A 14,747-nucleotide genomic window follows, 5' to 3' on the forward strand; every position below is an offset into this window, starting at 1 on the left:
CTTTCCGCTGCGCTGTTTATCGACCGGCTGTCCTTTTGATCAGGTCAGCGGGTCGCCTCTCCTGCCGTATTTGCATGCTGGTTCAGAGTGATCGCGTCGTCGGCAACATCATCCCGGAGTACCGCGCTATGTCGTTTGGGTTCTGCAGGATGAATCGACAGCCAGAGATCTCCGCGCTGCGACATGACGACGGCTTTTTGGAACACCAGAGTATTGGGAATACTTAATTCATAGCCCTCATCCGTGCGTAAAAGCAGATGAAACAGGGTGATTTCTTCTATCACGGCTTCGGGGCAATCCGCTTCCAGAATGCGTATACGGTCTCCTGGTCGATAGGGAAAGAAGAAAAAAATAATCACACTGGCGGTGACGTTGCTAAGCACAGACCACTGGGCAAACAGGGCAACGCCGAGCAAGGCGGCAGCTGATGACAGGACAAAGGTAAATTCGCTATAGCCAAACCCGACCACCAGGCCGATCAGGAGTAACAAACAGCTGAACAGGGCGATTTGCAGTGCTTTCTGTAAATAGAATACCCGGCTCAGGCTGACTTTTCTTTTTTGTCCCTGAACTTCAATAAAGGTCATCAGTATGTGATTGAGATAGGCGTAGCCTACGACGGCAAGGATAACGAGAATAATTTTAAACATGGTAATTCTGGTCTGGGCCTCTGGCTGAATTGTCGTCTGACAGCGTTGCTGCATATGGGTTGGTTTACAGATTGAAGCGCGTCAGTTTTGCAGGATAGTATCGTCCGGCAGCAGACTGTCGTGCATGTTTTCGATACTTTCGACTACGTCGTCCGGTTCGGAAAAGTAGGCGACGTTGAACATGGCATCACCTTCGTGAACCAGAGGGATATTCTGGCAGCCAATGATAATGCCGTCCTTGCGGGCGACTACCTTATCAAGCTGAGTGCCAAACGGATCACAGATAATCGCCATGACGTCGTCTTTTTCCACCTTGTCACCAAGATGCTTCAGGTTGCGTACAAAGCCACTGTCAGTAGCGCGCATCCAGCCGCTGTCACGGGCGATCAGTGGTTCGATCGGAAATTTCTTCTGGCGGCTGGGGGGCAACATACCGAGGTGACGCATCACGCGTAAAATGCCACGTTCGCCAGCACGAATACACAATTCGTCGTAGCGCAGGGCTTCTCCAGCTTCGTAAAGCAGGATCTTGACGCCCATCTCGTCGGCAGATTCCCGTAAGGAGCCGTCGCGCAGATTGGCGTTCAACAAGACTGGGACGCCGAATGCCAAAGCCATGTCACGGGTTATCTCGTCGTCGAGATTGGCGCGGATCTGGGGCAAGTTGGAGCGATGAATCGCGCCGGTATGCAGGTCAATACCGTAGTCGCATTTGGCCACTACTTCGTTGAGGAACATGTACGCCATTCGGCCTGCGAGAGTGCCACGGCTGGAACCGGGGAAAGAGCGGTTAAGATCGCGGCGATCGGGCAGATAGCGACTCTGGTTGATAACACCAAAGGCATTGACAATGGGCACAGCGATCAAGGTGCCGCGCAGATTACGTAATCTGGAGCCGTGAATCAGGCGGTTGATGATTTCCACACCGTTAAGTTCATCGCCATGAATGGCGGCACTGATAAACAGTGTGGGGCCGGGTTTGCTGCTGCGGCGAACATATACCGGCATGGTCACATTGGTACTGGTATAAAGACTGCCCAGTGGCAGGTTCAACTGGTAGGTGTTGCCTGGTTCTATGGCATTTCCGGCAATGTGCAGGGCGGGTAGGACTGGAGTGCGTCGGCTCATGATGGGGTATCCGTTGAAGATCCGTGGAGTCTGCCAACAGTGTTGTCATCTGTCACTGCTTCTCTGTTTGGTAAATGAAAATCAATGCAGACTTTTGTATCCTGGGCCGTTATTCTGCGGTCAGTTGCCCTGTATCTGTTGCATTGAACGGTGGCGTCGATTTGTTCAGGTTGGTGCACCGTGCGATTTTCATTCATTTTTCCAGTAGCCCTGTTGTTATGACTTCATTGAATACCTGCCCATGTTATCAGCCGACCATTATTGCGGATCGGCAACAAGGGGAGACCCGCACCCTTTGGGTACTTTGGTTGACGTTCTTGACCATGGTGGCCGAAATCGTTGTCGGCAGTGCCTATGGCTCCATGGCCCTGCTGGCCGATGGTTGGCACATGGGGACGCACGTTGCGGCATTTACCATTACGCTGTTTGCCTATCGTTATGCCCGTCGTCACGCGATGGATCCTGATTTCAGTTTTGGTACTGGCAAGGTGTCGGTATTAGGTGGCTTCGCCAGTGCGGTTGCACTCGGTGTTGTGGCCTTGATGATGGTGCTGGAATCTGTGCAGCGGTTGTTTATGCCCCATGAAATAGGCTTTACGGAGTCGATTGTGGTGGCGGTGATCGGCTTGCTGGTGAATTTGGCCAGTGCCTGGTTGCTCAAGGATCATCATGGACACAGTCATGGCCATGCCCATGGGCCGGTTGATCACGATCATCACGACCATCACGACCATCACGACCATCACGACCATCACGACCATCACGACCATCACGACCATCACGACCATCACGACCATCACGATCATCACGATCACAATTTGCGTGCAGCCTATATGCACGTACTGGCAGATGCCCTGACATCGATACTGGCCATTGTGGCGTTGATTGCTGCCATGATGCTGGGCTGGTTATGGCTGGATGCACTGATGGGGATTGTTGGTGCTGCCATTATTTCTGTTTGGGCGCTTGGTTTGTTGAAAGACACCAGCCGGATTTTGCTGGATGCCAGTATTGATGCACCCGTGCGTCAGCAGATTATTGATGCAGTACAGACCACCGGAGCTGAAATCCGTGACATCCATATCTGGAAAGTATCTGCTGATCATTATGCTTTGGTGTTGTCGGTGGCCAGCAGTGAGAACGAGATCTCCAGCCAGATTCGTCAACATCTGGATCTCTACCAACAGCTGCAACACATCACAATCGAAGTGCATCATCCGTTTCTTTAATCTTCCGGGCTGACTTTTCTGTCTGGCTGACATGGAGGTCATAAGCCCGCTTTGCTATCAGATACACTGACACTGCTCCCGGTTATTTGTGACTCGCCGTTGGAAACCGTCGTTCTGGTGCCCTGTTTTTTCTCTGTTTGTTTTTTTGTGTCAACCGAAGCGAACCAGCTCCGTTGTATGGATGCGTGTAACAACATATCGATATTCAAACAGCAAGCAGGTGTAAACCTCAGGAGTGACACATGAAAACAACGGCATGGTGGCTGGCAATTGCATCCAGCCTGATGGTGGGTTGCGGTGGTGCGGGTTCCGGTAGTACCAGCTCTACGGCTACCGATGAAACCGGCACCGTTCAAATTGCCTTGACCGACGCAGAAGAAGATTTTCTGACCTATCAGGTTGAGGTGCTGGGTATCACTCTGGTTCGTGAAGATGGCACCGAGGTGGATGTTCTTCCTGCCACCACGGAAGTGGATTTTGTTCAGTATCAGCAGTTAAGTGAACTGTTTATGGTCGCGGCCATACCGGCTGGCCATTACCGTAGTGTATTGGTCAACCTTGATTACGCTGACGCTGATATTGTGGTTCAGGACAGTGCTGGTGTGTCTTATAGCGCGACAGTGGTAGATTCCCATAGCACAACCATCGGTACCCTGGAAGTGTCCGTTGATCTTGGCGAGGGAGCACTGAATATTGGCCGTAATAGCGTGGCAGGTCTGACTCTGGATCTGGATCTGGCGGCTTCCAACGAAGTGCTTTCTTATGATCCGGCTGTTGTTGAAGTCGAACCTTTCCTGATGGTTGTTGCCAGTCAAGACACGGATCGGGAGCATCGCGTTCGTGGTCAGTTGATCAGTTCCGATACCGATACTGCAGAGATTACTCTGGCTATTCGCCCTATGCGACACCGCAGCGGCGAATTTGGCGATCTGGTGGTGGCTGTGACCGAAACAACGCGTTATGACATTGATGGGATTCCATACACAGGTAGTGACGGCCTGGCCTTGATTGCGGCACTGGATGCCGCTACACCGATTGTGAGCTACGGCAGTCTTGATAACACCGGTACTTTTACTGCGACAGAAATATTGACCGGTGCCAGCGTCGACTGGAGCGGTGACGATGTGGTGAAAGGCATTGTTACCGCCCGCAGCGGCAATGTATTAACCCTGAACGGAGCGGTGGTCGAACGCAGTGGTCACGACGCCAGCTTTGCCTCAATGCTGGAGGTGACACTGTCTGAAGAGACAGGGGTCACCGGTCGCTACGACGGCGACAGCACGATTGCAGATATTTCCGTCGGCCAGTCGGTGCTGGTCAGTGGTAGTGTCAGTACAGATGACATCACTAAAATGGATGCCAGTACCGGGTATGTACGTATGAAACTGAATCGGTTGAGTGGCTCGGTGACGACGACTGCCCCCTTGTCGTTGGATTTGTTAAGTATCAACAGTCGCAACAGTGAGCTGTTTGATTTCAGTGGCACGGCGGATAGCCGAGATAATGACGCCGATCCCGCCACCTATGAGCTGCAAACGGCGACGCTGGATGTCACCAATCTGGCGACAGGGGACTGGGTTGCGGTGGCGGGTTATCCAACGGCATTTGGCGCTGCTATTGGCGATTTTGACGCAGTCACCGTGAATGAAATCAGCTTTGCATCCAGCCGTGCCGACTATGTTGCTCACTGGTCTGACGCTACCACGATGCCAGTGAGCATCAGTAACGATACCCTGGTACTGGATGTGACCGACGCCAGTGAACGTTTGCGTCTGCATGGTATTCCGCGAGAGCTGGTAGCCGGCCTGGAGGTGGCTGGTGTAACAGCTACCGTCGATAAGGGCCATTTTGCAGTGCAAATCAGCGCTACATCAACCGCTATCTATCTGAGCTACAGCGATTTTCTGCTGGCGTTGGCCAACGCCCTGGAAGGGACTGAGGCGGTCAGCCATTTAAGCGTGCAGGGACAGTTTGATGACAGCACCGGGATTCTGGATGCCAGCAGCATTATGGTGAGGTTTGGCGAGTCGAGCCGCCAGTAGCCTGTTGAGCCTTGGTTTTCTCTACTGCAGATTACACTCAGGAAAACAAGGCTGAAAGAAAGGAAGCGGATGTGACTGGCTTGGAGACAGACATCGTATGACCGCCAGGTTGAATGATTTCCTGATGTCGATTGAGCGTCGGGCCTTTCGGATGGTGCGATTTGCTGCCGCCAATGATGAAGATGCCCTGGATGTGGTGCAGGAAGCGATGACCCGACTGATCAGCCACTACCGCGATCGGGAAGAAGCGGAATGGCGGCCGCTGTTTTTCCGAATTTTGCAGCACTGCCTCGCCGACAGTTTGCGTCAGCAACAGAAACAGCGCCGCTGGATGTTCTGGTCGGGCAGTCAGACGGATGTTCCAGAGACTGGCAGCGCCGATGGAATGGATGACTATGTGGGTGATTACCGCGACGAGCCGGATCAGGCCTTGGCCAGCAGTCGTCAACAGCAAGCGCTGATCAGCGCCATTGCGACCCTGCCTTTACAGCAACAGCAGTGTTTCTTATTACGCTGCTGGGAAGGGCTAAGCGTACGCGAGACGGCAGATGCGCTGAATATTTCCGAGGGCAGTGTCAAAACCCATCTGTCCAGAGCACGGCAGAAATTGAATGAGGTGGCCGAGTATCATGATATCGAAATCTGCGGATAAAACCTCGAGAGTTGGACAGGCGACGGTAACAGAGCAACAGCTTCTGGCACTGCTGGATGAGCAGGCAGAGACGTTGCCAGAACCCCTGACCGATCAACTGGCACAACGGCGGGCGGCCGCTTTCAGGCAAGCCATGGCTAACATCGATAGGCGTCGAACTTCCACGTCCGCTATCTGGTACTGGTTCACAGGGTCGCTATTACCCCTGGGGGGGGGGACAGCCTGCTTGATACTGGTCAGTGTGATCTGGTTGCTACAAGCCGAGGAGGGGGCGCCGGCAGGTACCTATCCGTCGAGCTACGATGCCAATATTACCACGCTGGCAGCATTCGAAGCACAGCAGGTCGAAGCACAGCAACGATTGGATGACATGATGGCATTGGCGGAGCTTGGTGAAGACGAATGGGATATGCTGCAGCAACTGGAATTTGCCTATTGGCTAAGCGAGTTACCGGATGCGAATCCCCCAATCCTGGATAAGGCTGGTTAATATGGCAGCGCTAATAACCCTGTCATCTTCTGCTGGCTGGATGCTGCCGCAGGTGTCTGTTCAGGCAGAACCGGAGGTGCCATCGAATCGTGAGCCGGATCGTGCGCCGGATATTGAACTGTTGCTCTATCTGGCCGATCAGATCGAGATTGATGATGAATGGATTGATCCGATGATGCTGGGGCCATCGCCTCTGATCCCGCAAGATACTGAGGTCAGTAGTTCCACATCTGTGCCACAAGCAACAGCGAATTTCCCAGACACAAACGAGCCAACCGAGACGCGGTCGGGAGGTGGGCAATGAATCGTGAGCATCCCCAGGTAATGCTGCAGAGGCAGCGGCGCATCAGTCTGACGCTACTCATGCTGATGGCACTGTTGACCGGATGGGTACTGCTATCAAAACCCGTACAGGCACAGGAATGGCGGCGTTTACCCCCCAGCACCCAGCAGTTACTGGAGGGCATATCCGAGCGTTGGGACAGTCTGGATGACGAGCGGCAGCAAGCACTTTTGCGCGGTGTTGAGCGCTGGCAGTCGATGTCCGACAGTGAACGACAGGCCGCCAGTGAGCGCTTCAGCCGCTGGCAGAGTTTGCCGGAAAGTCAGCGCCAGATACTACGGGATCGGTTGCAAACCTTGCGCGATATGACCCCGGAGCAGCGCCAGCAAGCCCGCGACGCCTGGCATGACTATCAACAGGCGACGCCGGAGCAGCGTCAGCAGCTGCGTCAGCGCTTCCAGAGTTTGTCGCCACAGCAGCGTGATGCCATGCGGCAACAACTGCGCTCAAAACGTCATTAACTGTCACCAAAACCAGTCGAAACCGATCGAAACACGCTGATCGTGTGGTGTCTGCAAGGGTATGACCAGCTGGCTGGTGAGTTGCCAGTGAGTATTCAGCAAGGCAACCAACACACTGGCGCTGGCCCACTGCTGCGTGACTGCCGTTGTTCGAGCGCCAGTTTGCTGCTGGCGATAGGCGCGGCCGTTGCTGGCTGAGGTCGACAACAGTTCACCGCTCAAGGTGCGTTGGTAATCCAGCGCTATGCCGGGCGTCCATAATCGCTGGCTCTGTTGCTCTGCCAATAACCAGGTCAGACTCAACCCCGTACCCAGGTCGAGACCCGTTTGGGTATCGTATGTCTGGACGCTGGTGACATGACGCCCAGATCCCCCTGAGCCGGGTACCACGACGGCGACAGACTCGCTGCGTTCTGAGTTACCAAGGGTGCGCCCCAGTTGTACATGGCTGCTAAGCAGCCACTGGTCAGCGATCCAGACATCCCGTCCGGCGGTGGCGGTCAGGGAGCGATTGGTACGGGATTGGCGCACAATATAGCGATCTTCCAGCACGCCGAACTGAACGTCGTACTCCTCATGGAAATGAGAGCCATCCAGCCGCAGCCAGCTGTCCTGTAACAAATAACCCAGGGTGATTGACTTGCCCTGGTTCTGGTAACTCAGTCCGTCATCAGTGGCCTGCTGGCGATCCCTGCTGCCAGAGATAAACCATTGTTCATCCCAGGTTACCGTTGCCGAAACGGTGGGGCCATAATTGTCGAGTTGGTAGTGGCGGCGGCTCTCTTCCAGCGAGAGATGGGCGTATTGCCAGGTCAGCCCGGCTTGCCAGTTGATACCACCCGCGTGCAGCTGCGGGCAAGACAGCAATCCGGCAAAGATGACTGGCGGCAGCAAGCGGCGGCGGGGCGACAGAGCAAAACATCCGTGTCGAAGCATGGTATTTCTCGTACCGAGAGCAGAGACAGCAAAGCGTACTGGTCAATGTGTTGCGAATCCAGTCCCTATCAAAGGCTGGCAGGAGTGATTGTCGCTGCAATTTGCGCTGGTCGACTGTTATCATGACCGGCTTTTTCGCCACCGGAGCTCCGACTGCGTATGGCAAGCTGTCGCTATCGTCTGGACCGTTTTATTGCCCAACACGCGGCGTTTTCCCGTCGCGATGTGCGTTTGCTGCTAGCGCAGCGGCGCATCACCATTGATGGAGAGGTAGCGGTTGATATTACCCAGCCGGTTGGTCCTTTCAGTCTGGTGACGCTGGATCACGTGGTCTTGCAACAACAACAGCCGTTGTATCTGGCCATGAACAAGCCGGTTGGCGTGGTCAGTGCGACCCGTGATAACGAGCATACGACGGTGATCGACCAGTTACGACACAGTACTGAGTGTCCGTTAGAACCGGCGCAGCTGGAGCAGCTGCACATCGTCGGGCGTCTGGATCGGGCGTCCAGTGGCCTGCTGTTACTCACCAATGACAGTCTCTGGTCACAGCGCTTGATGGCACCAGAGCACAAAGTTGCCAAGGTGTATCATGTGACGCTGGCGCATCCGGTCAACGCCGATTACATCACGGCGTTTGCTGCCGGTATGTATTTTCCCTTCGAAAATATCACCACGCGTCCGGCGTTACTGGAGATTATTGCCGAGCGGGAAGTGTTGGTAACCTTGATGGAAGGCCGTTACCACCAGATCAAACGTATGTTTGGCCGCTTTCGGAATCCGGTACTTGGGTTGCATCGACTCAGTATCGGTCAATGGCAACTGCCGCCAGACAGTTGGCCGGGACAGAGTTGGCAGCTGGCAATAAAGAGCTGACACACGCGCACAATCCGAGTCATCACCTGATTGCGGGCAGCAACTGTTGTAAACTCCGGGTTTGTTATTCCTCGTCACCACGCATCACTACGTATTACTCCACGTATTACTACGGGCCATTGTCATGTCGTCTCCAGCTGCTTTTGTTCACCTGCGCGTTCACTCTGAATATTCCCTCTACGACAGTACCGTGCGGGTGAAAAAGCTGATTGGCGCTACGGTGGCAGCGAACATGCCCGCCGTCGCCCTGACCGACCAGAGCAATATGTATGCGCTGGTGAAGTTTTACAAAAGCTGCCTGGGGGAGGGCGTCAAGCCGATTCTCGGAGCGGATTTGTGGCTCGAAAACCCGGAAGACAGCTATGCCCCGTTTCGGGTAACGGCACTGTGTATGAACCCGGACGGTTATCTCGGCTTGCGCGAACTGGTTTCCCAGGCTTATCTGAACCAGCACCACGACAAGCCGGTGGTCAAACGTGAATGGCTGATCGAAAAAAACAACGGCCTGATCTTGCTCTCCGGTGCCCGCGAAGGGGATGTCGGCCTGCGGGTCTTAAAAGGCAAGCTGGATGCTGCCGAAGCTCTGGTCGCTGAGTACCAGCGGATTTTTGGTGACCGCTTTTATCTCGAAATCCAGCGCACCGGTCGTACTGGTGATGAAACCCTGGTGAAAGCCAGCCTGGTTTTGGCGGGCAAGTTGCGTGTCCCGGTGGTGGCCACCAATGACGTGCGGTTTATTTACGCTGATGACTACGAAGCCCACGAAACCCGGGTCTCGATTGGTCAGGGCTATGCGCTGGATGACAAGCGCCGTCCACGCGAGTACAGCGAACAGCAGTATTTCCGCAGTGCCGAAGAAATGATCGAACTGTTCCCGGACGCGCCAACGGCGATTCAGAACACCATCGAAATTGCCAAACGCTGCTCGGTAGAAGTATTACTGGGCAAATACTTCCTGCCCGACTACCCGATACCAGAAGGCATGAGCGAAGCGGATTTTTTCCGCAAAATCTCCCAAGTGGGCCTGGAAGAGCGGCTGGAAGTGATTCTGGCCGGTATTGCAAAAGAGTCCGATGAGTACCGCGAAAAGCGCCAGCCGTATGAAGACCGCCTCAAGTTCGAGCTGGATATTATTATTCAGATGGGTTTTCCCGGTTACTTCCTGATCGTGATGGACTTTATCCAGTGGGCCAAGAATCACGAGATTCCCGTGGGGCCGGGGCGAGGCTCCGGTGCTGGCTCGCTGGTGGCCTATGCGCAGAAAATTACCGATCTTGATCCGCTCGAATACGACCTGCTATTCGAACGCTTCCTCAACCCGGAACGAGTATCGATGCCTGACTTCGACATCGACTTCTGTATGGAAGACCGCGAGAAAGTCATCGCCTACGTGGCCGATACCTATGGCCGTCAGGCGGTCTCCCAGATCGTTACCTTCGGCACCATGGCTGCCAGGGCGGTCGTCCGTGACGTTGCCCGTGCCCAGGGCAAGCCGTTTGGTCTGGCTGATCGACTCTCCAAGCTGATCCCGGGTGACCCCGGCATGACGCTGGAAAAGGCACTGGCGGCGGAAGCACCACTGAAAGAATTTCTGGACGAAGACGAAGAAGCCCAGGAAATCTGGGAAATGGCTCTCAAACTCGAAGGTATCGCCCGCCAGACCGGCAAGCACGCTGGTGGTGTGGTGATTGCGCCGACCAAACTGACCGACTTTTCCGCCACCGCCAGTGAGCCGGACGGCAGTGGTCTGGTGACCCAGTTCGACAAGAATGACGTTGAAGAAGCCGGTCTGGTGAAATTCGACTTTTTGGGCTTGCGTACCCTGACCATTATCGATTGGGCGTTAAAAACCATTAACAGCAAGCGCGCCAAGGAAAATCTGCCCCCGGTCGAGATTGAGCATATTCCGCTTGATGATGAAGCGTCGTACACCCTGCTTAAAAAAGCCCAGACCACGGCGGTGTTCCAGCTCGAATCCCGAGGCATGAAAGACCTGATCCGCCGCCTGCAACCCGACAATATCGAAGACATGATCGCCCTGGTGGCACTGTTCCGTCCCGGCCCGCTGGAGTCCGGCATGGTGGACGACTTTATCAACCGTAAACACGGTCGTGCCAAGGTCGCCTATCCACACCCGGACTTCGAACACCCAAGCCTGAAGGAAGTCCTCGAACCGACCTATGGCGTCATCGTCTATCAGGAACAGGTGATGCAAATCGCCCAGGTACTGGCCGGTTACACCCTGGGTGGCGCGGATATGCTGCGGCGTGCCATGGGGAAGAAAAAGCCGGAAGAAATGGCCAAACAGCGGGATATTTTCCGCACCGGTGCTATTGATACCGGGGTTGACCCGGATCTGGCGATGAAAATCTTCGACCTGGTGGAAAAATTCGCCGGTTACGGTTTTAACAAATCCCACTCGGCCGCCTATGCCGTGGTGTCGTACCAAACGCTGTGGTTAAAAACGCACTACCCGGCGCCCTTTATGGCGGCGGTATTAACCTCCGACATGCAGAATACCGACAAGGTGGTGATCTTCTTTGAAGAATGCCGCGAGATGGGTATTGAGCTGGTACTGCCGGATGTTAATCAGTCGCGTTTTGGTTTTACCGTTAACGCCGACGAAGCCATTGTCTACGGCCTCGGTGCGGTAAAAGGCGTCGGAGAAGGCCCGATTGATGCCATTATCGAAGCACGTGAAGCCGGTGAACCATTCCAGCATCTGTTTGATTTTTGCCAGCGTGTTGACGGTAAAAAAATCAACAAACGCGTTCTCGAAGCGCTGGTGCGCTGCGGTGCCTTCGACAACTTGCCGGTTACCGCACCCCGTGCGGTATTGATGGCCAGTATTGAAGATGCCATGAAAAGTGCAGGCCAAACCGCTGCTAACGAAGCCGCCGGTATGGTGGATCTGTTTGGCGAGGTGCAGGCTGAAGCTGCTGTGGGGGCTGACCCTTACGAACGTTTCCGTCGCCTGCGTGACTGGACGTTAAAAGAACGCCTGCAAGGTGAGAAGGACACCCTCGGCCTGTTTGTTAGCGGACACCCGTTCGATGAATACGAAGCTGAAGTGCGTCAGCTGGCACCAACCAAACTGGTTAACCTGCAAGACAACAAAAAACCGCAGAAGCTGGCAGGGCTGGTGGTTGATATGCGGCTGATGAAAAACAAACGCGGCGAAAACATGTGTTTCGTGACCCTGGACGACCGCTCTGGTCGCATGGAAGTGGCGCTGTTTTCCGACGTCTACGAACAAGTGCGTGAGGTGGTAGCAAAAGACAAGGTGCTGGTGGTCGAAGCCCAGATCAGCCACGACGCCTATTCGGGCGGGCTGAAGGCGATCGGTCGCTCGGCGATGGAGATCAGTCAGGCCCGGCTGAACTTTGCCAAATCCATTCGTATCCAGATGAATGGCGAGCGGCTGGATGATCAATCCTGCCAATTGCTGGGGCAGCTGTTGCAGCCACTGGAAGGAGGGTGCCCGATTGTGCTGGATTACCATAATGATACCGCCCGCTGTGATATTCGGCTCGGCGACGAGTGGCGGGTCAACCCCACCGACGACCAGCTACTGCAATTGCGTTACGAATTTGGCGAGCAAGCCGTCGAACTGGTGTTCGGCTGAGATTTGCCATGAGTCTTGCTGACGCGTCAGTCACTGGCGCTGAGGGCGTAGAAGGCGCTCTTCTGCAACGGCTGGACGAGTTGCTGGCAACCCGGATCAGCCCGGCAAGCCAGCTCTGGGTCGGCTTCAGTGGTGGCATGGACTCCTGCGTTTTGCTGCATTTGCTGGCGCAGTGGTGGCAGCAAGGAGGGGCATCGTCATGTGCCGGATTGCATGCTATTCATGTGCATCATGGCTTGATGGCAGAAGCGGACGACTGGGCCGGGTTTTGTTCGCAGCAGTGCCAGGCGTTGGGAATACCTCTGACCGTTGAACGGGTTCATCTTGGTCGCTGCCAGGGTGGTATCGAACAGGCCGCCCGTCGTGCCCGTTACGAGGTGTTTCAGCGTTATTGCCAGCCTGACGATTGGCTGTTGCTGGGGCATCATGCTGATGATCAGGTCGAGACCCTGTTCAATCGCCTGACCCGTGGTAGCGGCCTGAGTGGATTGGCGGGTATGCCGCAACAACGTTATCTATCCTCGGCAAGACGACTGGTTGAGCGCTCAGACAACCGACCAGGCGAGGAGGGATCGCCCCGGCTGTTACGGCCTTTGCTGGACTGTTCGCGACAACAGCTGCTGCAGTATGCACAGGCACACCTGCTACGCTGGGTAGACGACCCCTCCAATCAGGATACCCGGTTGGAGCGGAACTGGTGGCGGCAGGTGCTGTTGCCGGAGTTGTACCGCCGTTTTCCTGGTCGTGAACACTCACTCAAGCGTACTGCCCGGCGTCTGGCAGCAGACAAGGCTGCGTTTGACCATCTGTTAGCACCGGTGCTTGAGTTATGCACCGACGCTGATAACTGGCCCGGCAACGCTGGTTCCAGTCTGAATATCAAACGCTGGCAGGATCAGCCCAAAGTGTTGCATGAGCCGCTGCTGTATGCCTGGTTTCAGCACGCCGCGGTAGAGGTTGCCAGTGAGGCACGGCTGGCCGAACTGGTAGAACAGGCGTTATATGCAGCGGCGGATGCACAGATAGTGGTTGGGTTGGGAGATGTTCAGGTACGTCGGTTTCGGGGACGCTTGTACCTGGTGCTGTCGGATCGACACTGGCCTGTCACCGTACCTGCGACTCTTGCTCTGACCTTGCCAGACACTCAGGCAGGCGCAACGTGCTGCTTGCTGACAAGATGGTCGCTGGGCGAACTGGTCGCCGAGCATTGCCAGTCTGCGGGGACTGACTCTGCCATCGTATTGCTGTTTGGTGACTATCAGCTCACTTGCCAGGCTCACCTCGAACTGTCGCATGCGCTGCTGCTACGGCCGCCAGGGCGTCCGTCCAAATCATTGAAGCAACTGTGGCAAGAAGCCGGAATTCCGCCCTGGTTGCGGCCACATTGGCCGCTGTTACTGCAGCATGAACGGTTGGTTGCCGTTGCAGGGATAGCGGCTGATCAGTCTGTTATTACCAAGGTGGGCCAACCGGGGTATCGACTGGTGTGGCAGTCGTGTCCTGCTCCTTCGGTGCCGTAATCAGCGGAACCTGATGGTCTTTGCAGACTCCAAAACGACATGTGTCTTGGTCAGAATCGTCTTTTCTGGCCTTGTTCAGCGCTGGTTGATGACCCGCATTTTCTTTTTCACCGTAAAAAATTATCAATAAACGAGGGTACATGCAGCAAGGTCTGATCGCAGGATTAGTGGTACTGGTCACGGGGGTCGCAGTGGCAGGGTATTGGCAGGTTACGCAGCTGCAATCTGTCGAAGACACCCGGATTATGGGTGACGCGCAGGGCGAGTATCCATCAGGGGACGAATCAGGGCGCGGTACACCGCTTGCTCTGCCAAGTATTGCGTCTGATGCTGCGCCTGAGAGGGTGGAGCCTGAATTGATACCCGTGGCGACTTATCAGGGTGAAGCGTTGGCTGACGAACAGGCAGGATCCGGTATTGCAGCAGCAGTGGACGTTAAGCCATCTGGTGACGATCTTCAGTCGCCGGAACTGACGGTCGAAACTGAGGAATGGCAGCCACCGACGGAACAACAGCAAGCGCTGGAGCAACAGATGCAACAGCAGGCTCGTCAGCCGTTAAACCTGCACCTTCCCGAGACCATCGGACAAGAGCAACTGACGTACGGAACAGCCTCGGCACTGTTACCTAATGTTTTTAATGCTCAGCCGCAAACCGGGTCGGCACTGGATTTGTCCGGCAAATTACACTGGGATGAGTCTGAAGCGGCAGAGACCAAGCCGTTGCGAGATACCATCACCGGTGCTGAGGTTGAACTGAGGTTCAAATTACCCTGAGCTGGGCACGCGTCCGGTG

At 55.1% G+C, this 14,747-nt stretch carries 13 protein-coding genes; 10 read left to right on the top strand and 3 right to left on the bottom strand.

Annotation, left to right across the window (positions count from 1 at the left end):
* Nucleotides 1-44 precede the first annotated feature (44 nt).
* Both SOJ49_RS05940 and SOJ49_RS05945 read right to left on the bottom strand, forming a co-directional pair.
* Nucleotides 45-650 carry a mechanosensitive ion channel domain-containing protein gene (locus SOJ49_RS05940; protein WP_369857315.1) on the bottom strand — a complete coding sequence of 202 codons (606 nt, stop codon included), beginning with the start codon at nucleotides 648-650 and terminating at the stop codon, nucleotides 45-47.
* Nucleotides 651-731: 81 nt separating this feature from the next.
* On the bottom strand, nucleotides 732-1,778 hold the full coding sequence (locus tag SOJ49_RS05945; RefSeq protein WP_369857316.1) for a succinylglutamate desuccinylase/aspartoacylase family protein: 1,047 nt from the start codon (nucleotides 1,776-1,778) through the stop codon (nucleotides 732-734).
* Nucleotides 1,779-1,996: 218 nt separating this feature from the next.
* On the opposite strand from SOJ49_RS05945, the gene dmeF reads away from it, so the two are divergent.
* The 6 genes from dmeF to SOJ49_RS05975 all read left to right on the top strand — a co-directional run bounded on the left by dmeF (nucleotide 1,997) and on the right by SOJ49_RS05975 (nucleotide 6,995).
* On the top strand, nucleotides 1,997-3,007 hold the full coding sequence (gene dmeF, locus SOJ49_RS05950) for a CDF family Co(II)/Ni(II) efflux transporter DmeF (protein ID WP_369857317.1): 1,011 nt from the start codon (nucleotides 1,997-1,999) through the stop codon (nucleotides 3,005-3,007).
* Nucleotides 3,008-3,249: 242 nt separating this feature from the next.
* The gene (locus SOJ49_RS05955) at nucleotides 3,250-5,049 is read left to right on the top strand and encodes a DUF4382 domain-containing protein (RefSeq protein ID WP_369857318.1); all 1,800 of its coding nucleotides are present in this window, start codon (nucleotides 3,250-3,252) and stop codon (nucleotides 5,047-5,049) included.
* Nucleotides 5,050-5,146: 97 nt separating this feature from the next.
* Entirely contained in the window at nucleotides 5,147-5,701 is a 555-nt protein-coding gene (locus SOJ49_RS05960) for an RNA polymerase sigma factor (RefSeq protein ID WP_369857319.1), read from the top strand.
* Entirely contained in the window at nucleotides 5,679-6,191 is a 513-nt protein-coding gene (locus SOJ49_RS05965; protein WP_369857320.1) for a hypothetical protein, read from the top strand. Before SOJ49_RS05960 ends, SOJ49_RS05965 begins: the two co-directional genes overlap by 23 nt.
* A gap of 1 nt (nucleotide 6,192) precedes the next feature.
* Nucleotides 6,193-6,495, top strand: coding sequence for a hypothetical protein (locus SOJ49_RS05970; RefSeq protein ID WP_369857321.1), 303 nt, complete (start codon nucleotides 6,193-6,195; stop codon nucleotides 6,493-6,495).
* Complete coding sequence (locus SOJ49_RS05975) at nucleotides 6,492-6,995, top strand: DUF3106 domain-containing protein (protein WP_369857322.1); 504 nt, start codon at nucleotides 6,492-6,494, stop codon at nucleotides 6,993-6,995. Before SOJ49_RS05970 ends, SOJ49_RS05975 begins: the two co-directional genes overlap by 4 nt.
* A 3-nt stretch (nucleotides 6,996-6,998) precedes the next feature.
* Here the strand turns inward: SOJ49_RS05975 and SOJ49_RS05980 are convergent, their stop codons facing one another.
* Nucleotides 6,999-7,931: a hypothetical protein gene (locus tag SOJ49_RS05980; RefSeq protein ID WP_369857323.1), complete on the bottom strand. Its 933-nt coding sequence runs from the start codon at nucleotides 7,929-7,931 to the stop codon at nucleotides 6,999-7,001.
* A 159-nt stretch (nucleotides 7,932-8,090) separates the two neighbouring features.
* Here SOJ49_RS05980 and SOJ49_RS05985 point away from each other — a divergent pair, with 159 nt between their 5' ends.
* From SOJ49_RS05985 to SOJ49_RS06000, 4 genes are all read left to right on the top strand, one after another.
* Entirely contained in the window at nucleotides 8,091-8,807 is a 717-nt protein-coding gene (locus SOJ49_RS05985; RefSeq protein WP_369857324.1) for a pseudouridine synthase, read from the top strand.
* A gap of 124 nt (nucleotides 8,808-8,931) precedes the next feature.
* The gene (gene dnaE / locus SOJ49_RS05990) at nucleotides 8,932-12,432 is read left to right on the top strand and encodes a DNA polymerase III subunit alpha (protein WP_369857325.1); all 3,501 of its coding nucleotides are present in this window, start codon (nucleotides 8,932-8,934) and stop codon (nucleotides 12,430-12,432) included.
* A gap of 8 nt (nucleotides 12,433-12,440) precedes the next feature.
* Nucleotides 12,441-13,952: a tRNA lysidine(34) synthetase TilS gene (gene tilS / locus SOJ49_RS05995; protein ID WP_369857326.1), complete on the top strand. Its 1,512-nt coding sequence runs from the start codon at nucleotides 12,441-12,443 to the stop codon at nucleotides 13,950-13,952.
* A 140-nt stretch (nucleotides 13,953-14,092) separates the two neighbouring features.
* Nucleotides 14,093-14,728, top strand: a complete 636-nt coding sequence (locus SOJ49_RS06000) for a hypothetical protein (RefSeq protein ID WP_369857327.1) — start codon at nucleotides 14,093-14,095, stop codon at nucleotides 14,726-14,728.
* The last annotated feature ends 19 nt before the right edge of the window (nucleotides 14,729-14,747 follow it).

The sequence above is a fragment of the Candidatus Thalassolituus haligoni genome, assembly GCF_041222825.1.
Lineage (GTDB): Bacteria > Pseudomonadota > Gammaproteobacteria > Pseudomonadales > Oceanobacteraceae > Oceanobacter > Oceanobacter antarcticus.